Raw genomic sequence first — 18,412 nt, 5'->3', positions numbered from 1 at the left:
GGTGGTCAACTACCTAATTTTCAGGGAAAAAGTACCTGAATTTTCCCCCCAATCACTCCAATGGTCGGCAATTTTTGAGAGAAAAAAAGTCTAAAAACCTTATCCAACAAGATTTTTAGATTTATTCAGCAAACCCTAACTTAGTCGTCCTCGGGAACCTACCCTAACAAAAAAACCATCTTGGGCAAGATGGTTAAACACAACGAGTATAAACCGACAAACTTGACTTTAGACCGCTTTTTCTGGCCCGGTAGCGACGGGCAGATCTGTGGTACTGTACTCTGTCCAAGAACCCTCATAAATTCGCACCTTGGGATAACCGAGCAGATGTTTGAGGACGATATACTGTAAAGTCGCTTCCCGTCCAGTACTGCAACTGACGATAATATTATCCGAGGGCTTGATGTTGCGTTGGGCAAGAATCTTCCTGATTTCGTCTAAAGATTTCAATTTATGGGGATTTTTCAGGGATTCATCGGGATTATTCGCTTCCGTAAAGGTCGGCCAGGGTATATTTTTCGCCCCCGGAATATGACCATTTCTCAGCCAGATATCCTGTTTCCCCTGAAAAAGTTCTTCCGGTCTAGGATCGATAAAAACCACATCGGGTTTGCCGATCAATTTCTCTACTTCTGCTAAAGTCACCCGAATCGAGGGATTATCACGGACAGTAAAGCTCCCGGGTTGATATTTAGGGAATTCTTTAGTTACCTTTTGTTCGGAACCCTTATAACCCTTAAACCCACCATCTAAGACGGCCACATCTCGGAAACCCGATCGCTCTAGTAAATAGGCCACCATGGTTGCCCCCAAGACATCGCGACCATCGGAATATACTACCACTCGATCGCCATTAGTGATTCCTGCGGCGGCAAAGAGACTGCCAATTTTATCCTCTTGCCAATATTGAACCGGTAAAAATCCGTTTGGACCGCGAAAATTATTGTCGGCTATATTCACCGCTTTTGGTAAATGACCGGTGATATATTCCAAAGGATTAATCCGCACATCGAGAATTTTTAACTTCGGATCGTTGAGATTTTGTGCTACCCACGCCGGCGATACAAAGTCTATCTTAGTCTCAGATTTAGACGTGGCCATCAGGGGCGATGACGGGGCTAAGGTAAAGGTTAAAATGCACAGAAGAACTAAAGTGAAAAAAGCAAGGGGACGGCTGTGAAACCGTCCCAGGGATAGACCCTTCCCTTGACGCAGTTTTGGTTTCATGATTCAGTGTCAGCGACGAATATCAAACGATAATTACTATAGGGCTTTGATTAGCTTTCTCCAAAAATTTAGGTATAGCGTGATATTTTTTTTTGGCAGCAAGTCGGTCAACTAATTAGGGTTTGCTAAAAAAGTTTGTTGGTGGGGTTAGGAGTCAGGAGCCAGTAGTCAGGAGCCAGTAGTCAGGAGTCAGGAGGGGAAGTCAGAATAACAGAATAACCTCGCACACTGAGAAGCGGAACCCTTTGCAATCGCCTTCGGAAAGTGCAAGGATTTTGAGTCCCTCGGATCGATTTATCAACGTTTGTCTTTGGCACTTTTCTTGAAAACAAAAGTCCCTAAACCATTTTCTAGCAAAGCTTTCACTGATATTCAGCCAACCCTAATTATTAATTTCTCCTTATTTCCTGATCGCCTTGGGTGTCTTTAATAACTGTTGCCACCAGATATGAACTAGGAGGGACCAAGCGATCGCTAAAAGCCAAGCGGCAAGGATATCACTAGGAAAGTGAACTCCTAAATAAAGACGAGTCCAAGCAATAATCAAAACCAAGGGAATTCCCAGTAAAACTACCCCGAAAAACCAGCGCGTTCTCCAAGATAAAATCAGTAAAGAAATGACTAACAGGGAACTAAATAAAGCATGACCGCTAGGGAAGGCAAAATCATCGGGTAACGGATAAAATAACTGCCAAAATTGCGGGCGATTTCGATGAAAAAAAATCTTGAGATTATAACTAATTGCCCAACCTCCGGCCATAGTCACAAGCAGATAAGCGAACCCATACCAGTATTTTTTTATAGCAAAAATCAGCAGTAAAATTGTTAGTATCGGAGCCACTCCCCAATAAGTACCTAATCCCGTTAGTTTTATGGCCAAAAAATTTAGGTTTAAATTAGTAGTTTGATGAATAGATAGCAGCAGGGATTTTTCCCACGCAAATCCTTGGGGCTGCCGGTCAATAGCGATCGCTAAATCCGTAAAAGTTAGGGATGTTAACAAGATGGCTAAGAAAAATAAGCTATTGTTTAAGTAAGTTTTGGGCATCACGGGGAAAAAGTGACGATCGAGGATAACAGGGGCATTTCTAATACCTGAAAATGAATTAGGCCCAGAATAACTAAAGTGTAAACTGTCGAGGAAAGTAATCCATTTCTTAATTCTTTTGGCCAATTGCGTTCTTCTTTCTCTCCACCGATTAATTCTTTCGTTCCGAACTGCATTAGCAGAATTCCCACCAGATTAGATAACCAATAACCAACCATGGCCGCTGGTAGAAAAAAATCGGCGTGCAAGCAAGCAATTAAACGACCGAAACCGTAGGCGATCGGCAGATTAAAAATTAGATCGTTCCACCAACACAGGGGCGATAATAAGTAACCAATCAAGACCAAGCTTCCGTTTTTGATTTTGTCCAGTAGATACATCTTTTTTTTAGTTACTAACTATTAGTTTTGTTTTTGGCTCTTCTAGGTTGTGTGTGATAAGTTTAACTTAAGTACCTAAGCAAAATTAGTTACACATTTCGATAAAGCTTTTGCCTTTTGCCTCTTGCCTCTTGCCTATCTTCACTAGGAAATTTATTTTGCAAGACTACTTACATAGGATTGATCGATCTTTGTGTCCTTTGTGTCTTTGTGGTTCGTTCCACCCCCTCTCTAGGAGGAATGTATCTTAGAATACATTTTACCCACCAAATCCAATAGAGCCTGTTTTTTTTGCCATCAGCAATCAACTATCTCTGCTATCTAGCTGACAGCTGATGGCTCACTACTAATTAACGCTGGATTTGGTCAAAAATCGCCCCATCAGCGAAGAATTTTTTCTGGATCGCATCCCAGCTACCGATCGCCGTATAGGGGAACAGATTCGACACTTTTGGATATTGTTTACTAAACTCTTTAGCCACAGTAGCATTAACCGGACGGAAACCCACCTTGGCGAATTCCCGCTGCGCTTCCGGAGTAAAGAGAAATTGGGCAAAAGCTGTCGCTACTTCCCGGGTTTTGCGTTTATCAACTATTTTATCCACTACGGCCACCGGTGGATCGATCGAAACATTGACCGGAGGAATAGTATAGGAAAAACCGGTTTCTCCTTTTTGACGGGCCAGAATCACCTCGTTTTCGTAGTTAAGCAGCACATCCCCCTGATCCTGTTTAAAGAAGACATCGCTGGCTTCCCGGGCATCTTTGGGTAATACAGGCACGTTTTTATAGACATTGCGGACGAAATTGGTCGCTTGTTGTTCGTTGCCTCCATTCCGAGTTACCGATCCCCACAGGGCCAGAAAATTCCACCGGGCCACCCCAGAGGTTTTCGGGTTGGCAGTGATGACTTTAATCCCCGATTTGGCTAGATCTGGCCAGTTGCGGACTGCTTTCGGATTACCCTGACGAGTAACTAAAGCTACCACGGAACGAGTGGCGATGGCGTTATTGGGGAGTTCTTTCTGCCAACCGGGGTTAACTAAACCCGCTTTTTGCAAGCGTTCCACGTCGGAACCGATAGCCAAATTTACCACATCTGCATCTAATCCGTCGATAACAGCGCGGGTTTGGGAACCAGAGCCGCCATAACTCTGTTTAATCACCACATCCTGTTTTTTCTCTCTTTTCCATTTGTCGACGAATAGAGGAATGATTTTTGAGTAGGCCGATTGAGTCACCGCGTAGGAAACCAGGGTGATTTCCACGGTTTGTTGTTTAGCTTGCTCTTTATCCGCAGCTGCCAGCAGATTACTCGATGCTGATAGGGGACTAAAAGTTAGTCCGATTCCCGTTGTGACGACGGCAGCCGTAGCTAGAGAAATAAAAGGTAAGAGGGTTTTCGGTTTTGGGGATCTAGGATCAGGGATCACGATGTCATCGGCTCCTTTGTTTATTTATGGGAGATTGCTAGGTATTTTTTCTAGAATTGTATTCTATACGAAATAAAAAACAATTACAATACATCAAAGAAAAAATTATACTGTTTGGGTTAGATGCAAATAAATCAAGCCATTAATGGCTTGATTAGCTGAAAAAAGTGTAAATATTCGATTTATACCGCTTAAATGCGCCTTTAAATCTGCCTGAAGCCTCTTTCTGCTTCCAGAATAGAGATTTTATCGTTTTTATGGAGAAGAAAGAAATTTTTAGCGATCACAAACCTTTCCCTAGGTGGCTTCACCGGTGAAGTTAGCGGACTTTAGCAACTATTACCCTAAAATTGAAGCGGTCTAACGACTTCCATCAATGTGCAGGGTGCGTTCCCAAAAATCCTGCATTAGAGAACGCACCCTACGGCTGAAACATTCCAGTCAGCCTAACGCAGGAATTTTGAACATTAGATAAGGTGCGTTACATTTCATTAACGCACCCTACAAGATCGGCGATCTGCTATGCAGTGCCTTCGGCATCGCACTGATAATAGACAACTTTAATGAGCGTATCGGTTAGGCCTAACGGCTAAGTTGAGCCGCCACGATTAGATTTGAGATTCTTGTGGTTCATCCTGTTTTGGTCGGCTCCAACGACTTGTTAGACCTTGCTTTGGTGGTAAGCTGACTACCTGCCTGCCACTTTCTGCTTGTCTTTTTTGCCAATCTACAAACATTGCATCCAAATCGTAGTTAAAGGATTTAGCGTGTTCTTCTCGAAATTTATGAATTTCATCTAAAATGTCATCTTGCCACATCGTTATAATCTCCTAAAAGTTCGTAAGGAGTACAAATTATGGGTAACTCGTATCCCAAATCAAGACTGAGCTCTGCCAACTTCCTCTGAATTTGAGCGTTGGCAATATGTTTACAGTTCCATGTTAACAAGTAATCTAGCCCGTGGACAGTCGCCGCAGCAATGTGAACCGCATCATCAGAAGCTTTGGCAGGAAGGTTGCTTCGTATAAGAAACTGGGCTGCCAAGTTGCGTACAGCTTGATTGAGTTCAACCAAAGGCATTTCATTGACAATTTCTAACCTTTTCAAAGCAATCTCTGTATCTCCCTTAGCGACTTCATCTAAAACAACCTGTGAAATATAGAGAAGAAAATCATTACGGCGATTTTGCCACCAGTCCCTTGTCGTTTCGATATTCCCAGCAATAACCAAGTTTTTGGTCGATCTGGCTGTCAGATAACCAATAACGCTGGTTTCAATATAGACGGTTTCCCTCACAGCACTTTCTGAATTTTATTTGTCCCTCACTCTATCGCATTTGAGCTTTATTTTGAGGGTTTGCGAGGGAATTAGTGCGTTACATTTCATTAACGCACCCTACAAGATCAGCGATCACACTAACGCACCCTACGATCGGAACGATCGCACTTGACTCGCTGGTCGGCATAACGGCCAAGTTATACGGCTTTTTTTGTGCAATGTGATCTAAAATAAAGGCATCTTACGACTAGGTGACAACAATGTATAAAATTTCTGTTAACCCTCAAATTCATTTTGGGAAGCCCTGCATAGAAGGGACGCGCATCACTGTGCAGAGTGTTCTTGAGTTGCTAAATGAGGGACTCTCTTTCAGTATAATTATTCAGGATTATTACCCTGATTTACAAATTGAAGACATTCGTGCTTGTCTGCAATATGCTATCGCTTTAGTAGCGGCTGAAGACATTAAACTCGTGTCGGCTTAATAATGAAATTTCTTCTCGATCAAGACGTTTACGCAATCACTGCGAGATTTCTGATTGATGCCGGACATGATGTGGTTCTTGTTGCTCAGCTTGGTCTATCACAAGCTAGTGATGAAGAAATACTTAGGACATCTCAGCAAGAAAATCGTATCCTCGTCACACGAGATAGGGATTACGGGAATCTTGTTTTTGTCAGAGCAGTTGGAACTGGAGTTATTTACCTTCGGGTATTACCCACGACAGTTAATGCAGTTCATGGGGAATTAGCGCGAATCATCAAAAATTACTCCGAAGTGGAACTAGCAGGAGCATTTATAGTCGTAGAACCGGATGGTCATAGGTTTAGAAAGCCGTTGCTTTATTAAGTCAGGTGCAACGTTGTGTTATACCCCGATCGCTTTGGCAATCACTTAATCTTGACGATCGATATGATGTAGGGGGTTTTAGCGTCAGCCTAACGCAGGAATTTTGAACATTAGATAAGGTGCGTTACATTTCATTAACACACCCTACAAGAGCGGCGATCATACTCCCCGTTAACGCTCCTTGCGCCTATCTGTTTTGGCTCTGATTGCGTCCTTGTTCCCCGCTTCAGCCTCTAGATTTCCGAGTCCAGTCACTGGGGGCAGGTCGGGAGTCACTGTGTCCCTTACAGGGTAGGTCTTTCACCTACATCCTTTTTGTCAGTTATGCTGTTTTATCAGCACTCTAGGCTATTTATTCCCCTAGAAACGAATCGCACCGTTACACTTCGTTAACGCACCCTACAAGAGCGGCGTGCTGCTACGCAGTGCCTTCGGCATCACACTGGTTCTAGAACATAAAATGTTAATATTTGAATGAAACAACCAAATAGTTATCGAGCAATGATTATGGTTAAACCACAAGCTGAATCCAGCCGTAAAGTACTTCTCTATCCTGGTGAGGATAGTTACTTTGTTGTCGAAGTTCCTAGTTTGCCAGGATGTATTAGCCAGGGAAAAACTCGTGAGGAGGCTCTAGCCAATATTGAAGAGGCAATCGCTCTGTATATCGAAGTTTTACAGGATCGGGGTGAACCTGTTCCCAATGATACGGTTGAGGTCATTCTGGTATGAGTAAATTACGTGTTATCTCAGGCGCAGAATGTGTAAAAGCACTTGAGCAAATAGGCTTTGCCGTAGAGCGTCAGCGTGGAAGTCACATGATTTTAGTACGTGAAGCTCCCAAAACAACAGTCTCGGTACCAGATCATCAAGAACTAGATCGAGGTACTTTACGCGCAATTATTCGGCAAGTCGGCTTGAGCGTTGACGAATTTGTTGAGCTTTTATAAAGCATTTTACTATGGGATTACACTCCCACAGATAATTCAGAATTTTCCGGTTCTAGAGCAACCCATAAAATTGTCGGCATAAACCTGCAAAATATCATCGGTACGTTACACTTCGTTAACGCACCCCACAAGATCAGCGATCGCACTCAGCACCAAGATCTCTAGGTTGTCCGCTCCACCGCATTGTTGTGTTGCTGGCGCAACTAGCTAACTATGGCTTCCAACTACCATCAAACCACTTATGGTAGAGGGCGTAGTCACCGCCACGAGCAAAAACATCAATCCTGCCAGCATTCCAAGAAACGGCAGCCGGATCAGAAGTCAAGATCCCACCGAGGGATTCCCAGTCTGACCAACCATTCTCAAAATACTTGTGATACAGCGCATTGTCTCCACCCCGAACAAAAATATCCAGCCGTCCGGCTGCCCATGAGGAAGCATCAGGGCTGGAAGTCAAAACGCCGCCGAGAGATTCCCAGTCTGACCAACCATTCTCAAAATACTTGTGATACAGCGCATTGTCTCCACCCCGAGCAAAAACGTCAATTCGACCATTGCCCCAAGAGACTGCACTTGGATCGGAGGTCAAAACGCCACCGAGGGATTCCCAGTCTGACCAACCATTCTCAAAATACTTGTGATATAGCGCAGCATCCTCACCCCGGACAAAAACATCCAGTCGTCCCGGTGCCCATGAACAAACATCAGGTCCGGACATGAGATAACCGCCTAAAGATTCCCAGTCTGACCAACTATTCTCAAAATACCTGTGGTAGAGCGCATTGTCTCCGCCCCGGGCAAAAACGTCAATTCGACCATTGCCCCAGGAGACTGCACTCGGATCGGAGGTCAAAACGCCGCCTAAAGATTCCCAGTCTGACCAACTATTCTCAAAATACCTGTGGTAGAGCGCATCATCACCACCTCGGACAAAGACATCCAGTCGTCCCGGTGCCCATGAACAAACATCAGGTCCAGACGTGAGATGACCGCCCAACGTTTCCCATCCTCCCCCCGACGTAGAACCTCCCGGCGACGGAATAGGAACTCCCTCAATAGAATAAGCAACCACGTACACATTACCTTCAGAAGGCATCGCTACGATCTGATAACGCACACCTCCCGCATGAGATTTGTCTACTGTCAGTCGTCCTAAGAAATCATCGCCACTGCCAGTGTCATATTCCCAGAAGTTCACATCAACAGCATCAGAAAAAGGCACCCGCAAATTCGGTCGAACAATTTGCCCACCATTGATGTTGTAATACTTGCTGGGCGGCCAAACTTTAGCGACACGCTCTTGGTTTGAAAGATTGAGATAGAGTTGGTCAGGATCGTTGCGGGCGATGTCGATCGCTGAAATTAATCCTGGAACGACGCTAATTAATGCCTTTGCGGCTTGTAGGGCGGCACCTACGGCAGCACCTGTCGGTCCAAAAAAAGATGCCGAGCCAGCACCAACATCAGCAACCTTTTTCACGGTATCAACGACTGCTTGAATAGCACCGGCATCAGTACCGCTCGAAACCACTTTGCAATCGATCGCATGAATGATCAGCTCAGGCATTTTTTACTCCTTAGTACAAGTTGAAATTCGATTCACCTAATGGACTTGGACACTAAACTTAGGCTTCAGATAGTTGACCTACGACGATAAAATTGCACGAGAACTCAAAATAGCCGCTCATTATCAAACGGCTATGACTCATCACACAAACTCACACTGACTTAACTCAGCGCTCTGACAAGTAACCTAAACCATTTCCTTACTGAACTGAGGAATGAAGCAGCCCAACTATATATTATGCGGAAATTTTCCGTATATCACGCCAAATACGCATTTTTAAAAGAATCTTTCCGTATATTACACTCAAATGGAGCGATCGCAAGAAGTTTTCCGTATAATATTACGATAAGCGTGTTATGCCGATTAGCGTACTCTGTTATGAACCCTTCCCCACTGATTTGTTCAAAGTTTTCTCGTTGTGCGACTGTCAGATGAACTTTATCTCGCCTACATCTTCCCATGATTGATGTCCTCAGTTGAGCTTATCTATTGCCCTATTTTAGCTGTGTCAGCCCAGTAGGGTGTGTTAGCGTCAGCCTAACGCAGGAATTTTGAACATTAGATAAGGTGCGTTACATTTCATTAACGCACCCTACAGCTACGGTTGTCCCTGTGAATGGGGTTTAGCTTCGTGTATATGAATTAACTGAGATCCTGGATAATTTTCAGGTTGATCTAAACATTCTTTGTCAAGATCTTCACAGATTGTTTCCAGTATCCTCTGCAACATATCAAATTCAGTCGTTTCTTTGAAAACCATTAATCCGGGATATTCTGAGCCTTTTATGTTTGTTTTTCCTTCGTCGTCTTGAGAATAAACGTACCAACTTATAATTAATACATCGCTATCAACCAAGACAGCCCTAACAGATGCAGGGGAATAAAAGCGTTTTATGTAGAGATGAGCCTTATAGCGATTATCAGGATCATTTCGGTTGTTACGTTCTCTGAGATGCAATTCCTTTGGAACTTGTAAAATCCTATCCTTTGTATCTCCACCTAAATTAAGCTTATCCCAGATTTCATCGCACTGTTGATAAAGAATAATCTTCGTGTTTAAGCGCATGAGAGGATCAAGGATGTTATCCCTAAGTAAAACTCCTGAATGTTGAATGAAAGTTATCTTTTCAGGAGTTTTATTTTGATTAATCCATTCAATAAGCTCTTTATAAAGAATATCTTGTTGATTTATTTTAAGGTTTCCGCTGTTAATTGCTTTTCTGAAATTGATAATTTCTGCTTTTAAGTCGTTGGTAGATGATTGAACATTGTTTGTTGCTTTTCGATTTGATAGTAGAGAGCCTGCTATAAAGCCTAGAAGTGCTAAAACTATCGCACTTAATTTAGACTCCACCTCCTTAATACCCAACAAGTTTAGTATGGTAATTACTAACGAAGTAGTAATGGTTGCGTATAGTTCAAGGTTTTCACCCTTTGATATATCCTCCCATGCTTCTCTGAGATAACGCCGCATATCATTACCACCTTTGTAATCTTTTGACTAAGTTGACAGTATTGTAGTCTAACTATTACCGATCGAGAATGGATCCGGAAGAGATCGCCAAAATAGTTTAAAAATCGGCCGAGAATTTCTAGGATAGAAGTAAAGACCATCCTTGCCTACTTTTTCTATGATCCTAGCCGCCGAAACTGGACTAAAAACCGCTACTCTAGACGTAAAAGGCATGAAATGCGCCGGCTGTGTGAGTGCCGTAGAAAGACAACTCAGCCAAAATCAAGGGGTAAAATCGGCCCAGGTTAACCTAATCACGGAAATTGCCGTGATTGAATACCAACCGGATGCGATCGCACCAGAGCAGTTAGCCGCAAAATTAACCGCGATTGGATTCCCCACCCAACCGCGCAGCTCATCGACTCCCCTTTCTCAACAAAATCAACGTCGGCAAAACCAACAAAAAGAACGGCAACAACAATTATACCGATTAGCGATCGCTTGTTGTTTACTGGTTTTTTCCCTGATTGGTCACTTACACCACATCGGGGGACCGGAAATCCCCATCCTTCAAAGTATTGCTTTTCACTGGACTTTAGCCACCCTAGCCATTTTATTCCCCGGCCGCGATATTTTCATCGATGGTTGGCGGGGATTACGGCACGGAATGCCAAATATGAACACTCTCGTTAGTTTAGGCACAGGTAGCGCCTATATAGCCAGTTGTTTGGCTCTTATCTTTCCTAATCTCGGTCTAGAGTGCTTTTTTGATGAACCGGTCATGCTGTTAGGGTTTATTCTCCTCGGACGGACTCTAGAAGCGCATTCCCGTCATCGCGCAGCCGCAGACTTAGAAGCGCTTACCTCCCTACAACCGGCAGTGGCTCACCTGATTGGTAGTACAGATGACCGTGTGGGCGTGGCCATTCCCGTGGAACAGTTGCGCGTCGGGGAATGGGTGCGCGTCTTACCCGGGGAAAAAATTCCCGTGGATGGGGAGATTATTCAGGGAAGAACCACGGTAGATGAAGCTTTATTAACGGGGGAATCGCTGCCGGTGGTTAAGGAAATGGGAGATCTAGTCATTGCTGGCAGTTTCAATCTCTCTGGTGCGATCGCTGTGCAAACTCGTCAGGTGGGGACCGATACCACCCTAGCTAAGATTATCGCAGCCGTGGAATCAGCCCAAACTCGCAAGGCCCCGGTGCAGAAGATAGCGGACCGGGTAGCGGGTTATTTTGCCTACGGAGTGATGATAATTGCCCTAATTGTGCTGCTCTTTTGGTATTTTTGGGGAACTAGGCTCTTTCCAGAGGTGTTAGGGTCAACCACAGGACACCACGAGATGATTCAACCCACTTCTCCCCTACTTTTGTCCCTAAAATTAGCGATTTCTGTACTTGTGGTCGCTTGTCCCTGCGCTCTCGGTTTAGCCACACCGACGGCCCTACTGGTGGGAACCAGTTTAGCAGCCGAAAGGGGTATTTTGATTAAAGGGGGTGATGTTTTGGAAACCGTCTCGCAACTGCAAACGGTGGTTTTTGACAAAACGGGAACCCTTAGCCAAGGTCATCCAGAAATTACCGATTGTTTGAGTTTTTCTATCCTTAATTCCCTGGAAATTCAACAATTAGCGGCAGTAGTGGAGAGTGGCACTAATCATCCTCTTGCTCAGGCGATTTTAGACGCGGTTACTCCTCCTACTAATCTGACGGGGGAAGATTTTCAAACTGTGGCCGGATTGGGAGTTTCTGCAAGGGTGCAGGGGTCGAAAATTGTTCTAGGAAATCGGCAATGGTTGGCGCAGAACGGCATTAAAATCGATGAAACTATCAGGGGGATTCAAGAGCTTTTACAAGCGGGTAAAACGGTGATTTATCTGGGGATGGAAGAACAATTACTCGGCGCGATCGCTTTTCAGGATCGATTACGTCCCGATGCTCAAACAACCGTGAATCAGTTACAAAAACTCGGTTTAGAGGTGATTTTACTCAGTGGTGATCGCCAAGAAGTGGTGACAGCGATCGCTAATAGTTTAGGTATTAGCCAATTTTATGCCGAAGTTGCCCCCACCGAAAAATCCGCCTTAATTGCCGACCTACAGACAAAAGAGGGCAAAATCGTGGCTATGGTCGGGGATGGTATCAATGATGCTCCTGCACTAGGACAGGCTAACATCGGTATTGCTCTGGCCGGTGGCACGGAGGTGGCCATGGAAACAGCCGGGATCGTTTTAATTAGCGATCGCCTGGAGGATGTGGTGCAATCTCTGCATTTAAGTCTGGCCACATGGCAAAAAATCCGACAAAATCTTTTTTGGGCTTTGGGTTATAATACCTTTGCTATTCCCATTGCTGGTGGTTTATTACTACCCCGTTGGGGTCTAGCTTTCAGTCCGGCCCTAGCAGCAGCTTTAATGGCTTTTAGTTCGGTTATGGTAGTGAGTAATTCCTTGCTTTTACGTCGTCAATTTCCCCCACTCAAATCGACGCAGGAATGCAAAAATTAAAGCAATGCCGATTTTTTCTCGATAAATCCATCAAGCACCAAAAAGAGCGACTCTCTTATTCTTTGTGTGATAAGTTTCACTGATACAGGAGCGATCAATCTCTGTGTATTCTGTGTCTTTGTGGTTCGTTACCCAAGAGAGCCAAGATGGTATTTTGTCCCTGTCTTTGTCAGTTGACGGAGACAGGAACAAATCGGGTTAAGCGGTAATTCTGGTCAGGGATTGGCCTTGATAATTGTTGGTAATAATCTGGTGAATAGATTCAAAAAATCGCCGACAACGATTATTAGTTCTCAGGGGCAATTCATGATTTTTTACCAATAAATCGATCTGAAGTTCCGAGCTAGTGGGAGGATGAATAAACAATTCCACTTTCACTAACTGGGGAAAGAAAGCATCGTTAGGAACTTCCGATAAAAGCAAGACATCGGTCCGGCGCTTGATGATTTCAAATTCACCCAAACTTAATATATCATCGTATAAAAACCCGGTCTGATGAGGAGAAATCCCGACAAAATAGGAACAGCAATAGCGAGCCATGGCAGGGAAAAGATGATAAATTGGTCAAGGTTAATCGGTCAAAATCAGGCCATTGAACTACTACAAAGAGCGCTTGAAGTCAATTCGATCGCTCCCGCTTACTTATTCGCCGGCGCTAGGGGGATCGGACGCAATCTGGCCGCAAAATGTTTCTGTCAAGACTTGTTAACTAGAGATCGATCTCCAGAAACAAGGGAATTAATCCTGAAACGCTTTTTAGGGGGCAATCATCCCGATTTACTCTGGATTGAACCCACTTATCAACACCAAGGCAAACTGCTCACCGCAAAAGAAGCACAGGAAAGCAATCTCAAGCGTAAAGCCCCCCCGCAAATCCGCATCGAACAAATTCGCGAGATTACTAACTTTTTAAGTCGTCCTCCCCTGGAATCGGCCCGCTCTGTGGTGGTGATCGAGGAAGCAGACACCATGACGGAATCGGCGGCAAATGCGCTCTTAAAAACGCTTGAGGAACCGGGGAAAGCCACTTTAATCCTGATTGCTCCCAGTCCCTCCTCTTTACTACCGACTCTCGTTTCTCGCTGTCAACATATCCCTTTTCAGCGTCTTTCGGAAGAAAATCTCGCTCAAGTCCTCCGCTCTAACGGACACGCTCGCGTTCTCAATTATCCGGCAATTCTCGGTTTAGCCCAAGGTAGCCCCGGAGAAGCGATCGCTGCTTTAGAATTTCTCGACAGTCTCCCCCAAGATTTACCGCGATCTTCCGGCAAATTTCCCCTAAAACTCTCCCAAGCACTGGAATTAGCCAAAATTATCGCTCAAAATCTTGACACGGAAACCCAATTATGGTATGTGAGTTATCTTCAGTATGAGGATTGGCAACGACGACGAGAGCGATCGATTTTAGAAATCTTGGAAAAAACCCGCCGGCAGCTGTTAGCCTACGTTCAACCCCGTTTAGTCTGGGAATGCACTTTCTTGGCATTAGCCAAGCTATCCACCGCCCAAAAGCCTTAAAATTGTTATATTTATCGATCGAGTGGGGAGAAAGACCATGAAAATCAAATCCTTAGTTTTGCTGATTCTGTTAACCTTGACTACGGTTTTAGGCGCTTGTCAGGGAGGAAAAGAAGCCGAAGAACCGAAAAATGGCTCTCCTGCGGTGGAATCCCCCCAAAAAAACGAAGATAGCGATGAAGACGGGGAAAAGCAGCAAAAAGACGGTGATAATGACCAGAATAAAGGCGATGACGATGATGATGACTAGGGTTTGCGGCAAAAAGTTTTTCTTGGGGGCAGGGTGTGGGGTGTGGGGTGTGGGGTGTAGGGTTTTACCGATTTTGAAGGGGTCAATTACCTAATTTTCAGGGAAAAAGTCCCTGAATTTTCCCCCCGATCACTCCCATATCTGGTACTTTTTGATTTACAAAAACTCTAAAAGTCTTAACCCACAAGGGTTTTACCATTATTCAGCAAGCCATAACTAAATCCCTAGCATAAAAAAATCGGGTGAGCCTTAACCCACCCGATCGCATATAGATTGAAATCAACCTATAACTGTGGTACAAACTGTTCTTTTTCGGGAACGTAGGCGTATTCAGCCACAATCTGCCGGAATTCTCCCCCATCGATCGTTTCTTTTTCGATCAGCAGGTCCACCACTCGATCGATCACTTCGCGATGATCCCGGACAATTTGCCGAGAAATTTCATGACAGTGTTCCACGATCGATCGCACCTGATCATCGATGCGAGTAGCGACCTTCTCAGAATACTCGGAACGAGTCATCAAACCGCCACCGAGGAACACCTCACCCCCTTGACTTTCTAGGGACAAAGGACCCAAATCGCTCATCCCGAAACGAGTCACCATCTGGCGGGCCATATCAGAAACTTGCTGTAAATCACCACCGGCACCGGTAGTCACCTCATCATAGCCGAAGATTTCTTCCTCGGCTGCGCGACCACCTAAAGCACCGGAAATCCGGGCCATTAACTGCGCTTTCGTGGTTAAACCCTGTTCTTCGTTGGGAGTGAACCAAGTTAAACCCTGGGCCTGTCCCCGGGGAATCAGAGTCACTTTCTGGACGGGATCGTGATCTTTTAAGAGCGTACCCACGATCGCATGGCCCACTTCATGGTAAGCGATTAAGCGCTTGCTCTTGCTATCGACTAAAGGAGTGCCTTCCATACCGGCGATAACGCGATCTACCGCGTCATCTATCTCTAGGAGGGTAATGGCATCTTTACGACGACGGGCGGTTAAAATTGCCGCTTCGTTCAGTAAATTGGCTAAATCTGCTCCACTGAACCCCGGAGTGCGACGGGCGATCGCTTCGATGGAAACGTCGTTGGCCAGCTTTTTATTGCGGGCGTGAACGTCTAAAATCTCTAAACGACCTTTAAAATCGGGCGCATCCACGGTTATTTGCCGATCAAAACGGCCCGGACGCATGAGAGCGGAATCGAGAACATCGGGGCGGTTAGTGGCGGCAATGATGATAATTCCCGTATTCCCCTCGAAACCGTCCATTTCTGTCAATAATTGGTTTAGGGTTTGTTCCCGTTCATCGTTACCACCACCGATACCGGCACCCCGTTGACGACCTACCGCGTCAATTTCATCGATAAAGATTAAACAGGGAGCATTTTCCTTGGCTTTTTTGAACAAATCGCGCACGCGAGAAGCACCGACACCGACGAACATTTCCACAAATTCCGAACCGGAAATGCTGAAGAAAGGTACACCCGCTTCACCGGCGATCGCTTTAGCCAACAGGGTTTTACCCGTACCAGGAGGACCAACTAACAGGACTCCTTTGGGGATTTTGGCCCCGACGGCGGTAAATTTCTCCGGTTGTTTGAGGAAAGTGACGACTTCCTGTAATTCTTCCTTCGCTTCGTCAATTCCCGCCACATCATCAAAGGTGATGCCGGTTTTTGCTTCCATCTGGAAGCGAGCTTTTGATTTACCAAAACTCATCGCTTGACCCGGACCGCCTGGGATATTATTAGAACGGCGGAACAGGAAAAAGAGAGCGGCAATCAGCAAAAAGGGGAAAAGTAGATTACCGAGGAATCCCCACCAAGCGCTTTCATTCCGCATCGGGTGAGCATCGAAACTAATTTTAGAATCGCGTAAACGGGCGATCAAATCCGGGGAATTGGCCGGTAAATCGACCCGTAGGCGTTGTACTCGGTTTTCTAGTTCTGGATCTAGGGCCTGTACGATCGCGGTTCTGCCCCCTTCGTAGAGATCGACGCTAACAACCCTACCACTGTCTAGGTATTCTAGAAAGCGTCCGTAGGTCATGCGGGTAGTGGCGGTGTTATTGCCGATATTACTGGTGGCGGTGGCAAAAGTGCCTTGCCAGAGGAAAAAACCGACCACAAGGGCGGGCAATGTCCACAGTAAAATCGTTTTCCAGGATAGTTTCATGTTTGTTTAGTGGTTCTAGGATAAAGATTTTTGCTTAACTCATTTAGCTGTTTTTGTCAAGGATTTTAGGTTATTTTTTCGAGATTAATCCCCGCAGCCAATTAAATCTTAACTAAATGTAACGTAATTCTCATAATTCTGACAAGAATGGTGACGAGAGATTTTGGCTCTCTTGGGTTTGGTGGGTAAAATGTATTCTAAGATACATTCCTCCTAGCGGGGGGGTGGAACGACCCACAAAGACACAAAGGACACAAAGATTGATCGCTTCTATGTAAGTTAAACTTATCACACAGAACCGAGAAGAGCCAGATTTTTTTGGTTCATTTGTTCTAACAAGAGTCTCATGGTTTCTGGGATCAGCTGTACTGAATTTAAACTGCCTCAAGGTATATACTATATCTATTGATACGAAAATCATCTCTAAGATATTAGAATTGCTTCTTTTTCCCATATTTGATAATTTTGCTAGATGTAACCAATTAAAGATAGAGTTAGTATCTCAACAAAATTTTTACCCTGATTTGACCTTTATTCACGAGCCAACAGGAGCTAAGTTTGCTGTGGATAGAAATTACTATTGATGAGGAGAGTGTTTAGTGAAGTTAACGCCACTTGTGCCACCGATTAAGTGTCAAGGAATTAAAACTAAATTGGTAAAAGATGTTAAAAATATTGTGTCTGATCTGAGCTTTGGGCGTTGGATAGAACCCTTTTCTGGATCGGGGGTGGTGGCTTTTAATATTAATCCCAAAAAGGCTTTACTTGCGGACACAAATACTCATATTATCCAGTTTTATAATAATCTAAAAAATCAATTTATTACCAGTAAAACTGTGAAGCTTTTTTTGCAAGAAAATGGTCAAGTTCTTAAGGAGCAGGGAGAAAGTTATTATTATCAAGTACGAGAAAGATTTAATCAAGCTCCTAATTCTCTAGATTTTTTATTTCTCAATCGCTCCTGTTTTAATGGCGTGATGAGATTCAATCGTAAGGGACAGTTTAACGTACCTTACTGTCATAAATCAGAACGATTTTCTCAAGCATATATTACCAAAATAGTCAATCAAGTTATTGCCCTAGAAAATATTCTTATTAAAACTGATTATAATTTTCAAGTTGCTGACTTTCGAGAGACTTTATCTAATTGGCAAAAAACAGACTTGATCTATCTCGATCCTCCTTATTTAGGGAGACACACCGATTATTTTAACTCTTGGTCTCAAGAGGATGAAGATTGTTTGGTGACTATTTTAAAGGATATTTCTTGTCGGTTTATTTTGTCCACTTGGCACAGTAATCAGTTTAGAAGCAATCCTTTAATTAAAAAAAATTGGAGTGCTGATAAGTTTTATATCTATACTAAACAGCATTTTTATCATGTGGGTTCCACAGAAAAATTACGTCATCCGATCACCGAAGCGCTCATTACTAACTTTAACATTCCCTTGTTGCCAGAGCGAGGAACTGATTTGCAACAACTGTCATTATTGCCATCGACAGCAGAAAATGAGGGAGTGAGAACAGTCTAGAAGATGCCTAGTTGCTAATTCTCACTCCTTACTATTTAGGGTTTGCTGAATAAATCTAAAAACCTTATCCAACAAAGTTTTTAGACTTTTTTTCCCTCAAAAAGTGCCGACCATTGGAGTGATTGGGGGGAAAATTCAGGGACTTTTTCCCTAAAAATTAGGTAATTGACTCCCTCAAAATCGGTAAAACCCTACACCCCACACCCCACACCCTGCCTCCACGAAAGACTTTTTGCCGCAAACCCT

Annotated in this window: 19 protein-coding genes; 9 read left to right on the top strand and 10 right to left on the bottom strand. The window is 44.2% G+C overall.

Features of this window, described 5'->3' with window-relative positions; translation table 11 throughout:
• Nucleotides 1-228 precede the first annotated feature (228 nt).
• From IM450_RS10100 to IM450_RS10075, 6 genes are all read right to left on the bottom strand, one after another.
• Nucleotides 229-1,227, bottom strand: coding sequence for a sulfurtransferase (locus IM450_RS10100; protein ID WP_287665840.1), 999 nt, complete (start codon nt 1,225-1,227; stop codon nt 229-231).
• A 400-nt stretch (nt 1,228-1,627) separates the two neighbouring features.
• On the bottom strand, nt 1,628-2,278 hold the full coding sequence (locus tag IM450_RS10095) for a phosphatase PAP2 family protein (RefSeq protein ID WP_287665838.1): 651 nt from the start codon (nt 2,276-2,278) through the stop codon (nt 1,628-1,630).
• Nucleotides 2,275-2,655 (bottom strand): hypothetical protein, encoded by a 381-nt coding sequence (locus IM450_RS10090; protein ID WP_287665835.1) that lies wholly within the window; start codon nt 2,653-2,655, stop codon nt 2,275-2,277. Before IM450_RS10090 ends, IM450_RS10095 begins: the two co-directional genes overlap by 4 nt.
• A gap of 350 nt (nt 2,656-3,005) precedes the next feature.
• Nucleotides 3,006-4,088: a sulfate ABC transporter substrate-binding protein gene (locus tag IM450_RS10085; protein ID WP_287665833.1), complete on the bottom strand. Its 1,083-nt coding sequence runs from the start codon at nt 4,086-4,088 to the stop codon at nt 3,006-3,008.
• Nucleotides 4,089-4,696: 608 nt separating this feature from the next.
• Nucleotides 4,697-4,906, bottom strand: coding sequence for a hypothetical protein (locus tag IM450_RS10080; RefSeq protein WP_002732654.1), 210 nt, complete (start codon nt 4,904-4,906; stop codon nt 4,697-4,699).
• Nucleotides 4,893-5,384, bottom strand: a complete 492-nt coding sequence (locus IM450_RS10075) for a type II toxin-antitoxin system VapC family toxin (protein WP_287665831.1) — start codon at nt 5,382-5,384, stop codon at nt 4,893-4,895. The genes IM450_RS10080 and IM450_RS10075 overlap by 14 nt, the downstream gene beginning before the upstream one ends.
• 242 nt (nt 5,385-5,626) lie before the next feature.
• Between IM450_RS10075 and IM450_RS10070 the strand changes: the two genes are divergently transcribed.
• The 4 genes from IM450_RS10070 (at nt 5,627) to IM450_RS10055 (ending at nt 7,166) form a co-directional block, all read left to right on the top strand.
• Nucleotides 5,627-5,851 carry a DUF433 domain-containing protein gene (locus IM450_RS10070; RefSeq protein ID WP_002753441.1) on the top strand — a complete coding sequence of 75 codons (225 nt, stop codon included), beginning with the start codon at nt 5,627-5,629 and terminating at the stop codon, nt 5,849-5,851.
• A gap of 2 nt (nt 5,852-5,853) precedes the next feature.
• The gene (locus IM450_RS10065) at nt 5,854-6,216 is read left to right on the top strand and encodes a DUF5615 family PIN-like protein (protein WP_002803120.1); all 363 of its coding nucleotides are present in this window, start codon (nt 5,854-5,856) and stop codon (nt 6,214-6,216) included.
• A 507-nt stretch (nt 6,217-6,723) separates the two neighbouring features.
• Nucleotides 6,724-6,948 (top strand): type II toxin-antitoxin system HicB family antitoxin, encoded by a 225-nt coding sequence (locus IM450_RS10060; RefSeq protein WP_002779120.1) that lies wholly within the window; start codon nt 6,724-6,726, stop codon nt 6,946-6,948.
• On the top strand, nt 6,945-7,166 hold the full coding sequence (locus tag IM450_RS10055) for a type II toxin-antitoxin system HicA family toxin (protein WP_002764761.1): 222 nt from the start codon (nt 6,945-6,947) through the stop codon (nt 7,164-7,166). The genes IM450_RS10060 and IM450_RS10055 overlap by 4 nt, the downstream gene beginning before the upstream one ends.
• Before the next feature lie 211 nt (nt 7,167-7,377).
• Here IM450_RS10055 and IM450_RS10050 read toward each other — a convergent pair whose 3' ends face one another.
• Together IM450_RS10050 and IM450_RS10045 are read right to left on the bottom strand one after the other, a co-directional pair.
• Nucleotides 7,378-8,733: a hypothetical protein gene (locus IM450_RS10050; RefSeq protein WP_287665827.1), complete on the bottom strand. Its 1,356-nt coding sequence runs from the start codon at nt 8,731-8,733 to the stop codon at nt 7,378-7,380.
• Between the two features lie 598 nt (nt 8,734-9,331).
• A complete protein-coding gene (locus IM450_RS10045) occupies nt 9,332-10,207 on the bottom strand; it encodes a hypothetical protein (RefSeq protein ID WP_287665825.1) in 876 nt (291 codons plus the stop codon).
• 157 nt (nt 10,208-10,364) lie between these two features.
• Between IM450_RS10045 and IM450_RS10040 the strand changes: the two genes are divergently transcribed.
• Nucleotides 10,365-12,695 carry a heavy metal translocating P-type ATPase gene (locus IM450_RS10040; protein WP_287665823.1) on the top strand — a complete coding sequence of 777 codons (2,331 nt, stop codon included), beginning with the start codon at nt 10,365-10,367 and terminating at the stop codon, nt 12,693-12,695.
• 198 nt (nt 12,696-12,893) lie between these two features.
• Here the strand turns inward: IM450_RS10040 and IM450_RS10035 are convergent, their stop codons facing one another.
• Nucleotides 12,894-13,235, bottom strand: coding sequence for a hypothetical protein (locus tag IM450_RS10035; RefSeq protein WP_002734498.1), 342 nt, complete (start codon nt 13,233-13,235; stop codon nt 12,894-12,896).
• Between the two features lie 12 nt (nt 13,236-13,247).
• Between IM450_RS10035 and holB the strand changes: the two genes are divergently transcribed.
• Nucleotides 13,248-14,213 carry a DNA polymerase III subunit delta' gene (gene holB / locus IM450_RS10030; RefSeq protein ID WP_287665820.1) on the top strand — a complete coding sequence of 322 codons (966 nt, stop codon included), beginning with the start codon at nt 13,248-13,250 and terminating at the stop codon, nt 14,211-14,213.
• Between the two features lie 37 nt (nt 14,214-14,250).
• The gene (locus IM450_RS10025) at nt 14,251-14,463 is read left to right on the top strand and encodes a neurohypophysial hormones like protein (RefSeq protein ID WP_287665817.1); all 213 of its coding nucleotides are present in this window, start codon (nt 14,251-14,253) and stop codon (nt 14,461-14,463) included.
• Nucleotides 14,464-14,747: 284 nt separating this feature from the next.
• Here IM450_RS10025 and ftsH2 read toward each other — a convergent pair whose 3' ends face one another.
• Complete coding sequence (ftsH2, locus tag IM450_RS10020) at nt 14,748-16,634, bottom strand: ATP-dependent zinc metalloprotease FtsH2 (RefSeq protein WP_002803112.1); 1,887 nt, start codon at nt 16,632-16,634, stop codon at nt 14,748-14,750.
• 287 nt (nt 16,635-16,921) lie between these two features.
• On the opposite strand from ftsH2, the gene IM450_RS22490 reads away from it, so the two are divergent.
• Nucleotides 16,922-17,218: a type II restriction endonuclease gene (locus IM450_RS22490; RefSeq protein WP_353736984.1), complete on the top strand. Its 297-nt coding sequence runs from the start codon at nt 16,922-16,924 to the stop codon at nt 17,216-17,218.
• Between the two features lie 15 nt (nt 17,219-17,233).
• A complete protein-coding gene (locus IM450_RS10010; protein ID WP_287665814.1) occupies nt 17,234-18,166 on the top strand; it encodes a DNA adenine methylase in 933 nt (310 codons plus the stop codon).
• Nucleotides 18,167-18,412: the final 246 nt, after the last annotated feature.

The sequence above is a fragment of the Microcystis sp. M083S1 genome, from assembly GCF_020246405.1.
Lineage (GTDB): Bacteria > Cyanobacteriota > Cyanobacteriia > Cyanobacteriales > Microcystaceae > Microcystis > Microcystis aeruginosa_C.
Note: the sequence above shows the minus strand (reverse complement) of the source record. Positions and strands in the feature narration are given on the sequence as shown.

Coding starts and splice junctions, on each gene's coding strand:
- IM450_RS10040 (WP_287665823.1), top strand. CDS start 10,365: ATGATCCTAGCCGCCGAAACTGGACTAAAAACCGCTACTCTAGACGTA.
- IM450_RS10055 (WP_002764761.1), top strand. CDS start 6,945: ATGAGTAAATTACGTGTTATCTCAGGCGCAGAATGTGTAAAAGCACTT.
- IM450_RS10050 (WP_287665827.1), bottom strand. CDS start 8,733: ATGCCTGAGCTGATCATTCATGCGATCGATTGCAAAGTGGTTTCGAGC.
- IM450_RS10035 (WP_002734498.1), bottom strand. CDS start 13,235: ATGGCTCGCTATTGCTGTTCCTATTTTGTCGGGATTTCTCCTCATCAG.
- IM450_RS10100 (WP_287665840.1), bottom strand. CDS start 1,227: ATGAAACCAAAACTGCGTCAAGGGAAGGGTCTATCCCTGGGACGGTTT.
- IM450_RS10060 (WP_002779120.1), top strand. CDS start 6,724: ATGGTTAAACCACAAGCTGAATCCAGCCGTAAAGTACTTCTCTATCCT.
- IM450_RS10090 (WP_287665835.1), bottom strand. CDS start 2,655: ATGTATCTACTGGACAAAATCAAAAACGGAAGCTTGGTCTTGATTGGT.
- ftsH2 (WP_002803112.1), bottom strand. CDS start 16,634: ATGAAACTATCCTGGAAAACGATTTTACTGTGGACATTGCCCGCCCTT.
- holB (WP_287665820.1), top strand. CDS start 13,248: ATGATAAATTGGTCAAGGTTAATCGGTCAAAATCAGGCCATTGAACTA.
- IM450_RS10080 (WP_002732654.1), bottom strand. CDS start 4,906: ATGTGGCAAGATGACATTTTAGATGAAATTCATAAATTTCGAGAAGAA.
- IM450_RS10045 (WP_287665825.1), bottom strand. CDS start 10,207: ATGCGGCGTTATCTCAGAGAAGCATGGGAGGATATATCAAAGGGTGAA.
- IM450_RS10025 (WP_287665817.1), top strand. CDS start 14,251: ATGAAAATCAAATCCTTAGTTTTGCTGATTCTGTTAACCTTGACTACG.
- IM450_RS10065 (WP_002803120.1), top strand. CDS start 5,854: ATGAAATTTCTTCTCGATCAAGACGTTTACGCAATCACTGCGAGATTT.
- IM450_RS10070 (WP_002753441.1), top strand. CDS start 5,627: ATGTATAAAATTTCTGTTAACCCTCAAATTCATTTTGGGAAGCCCTGC.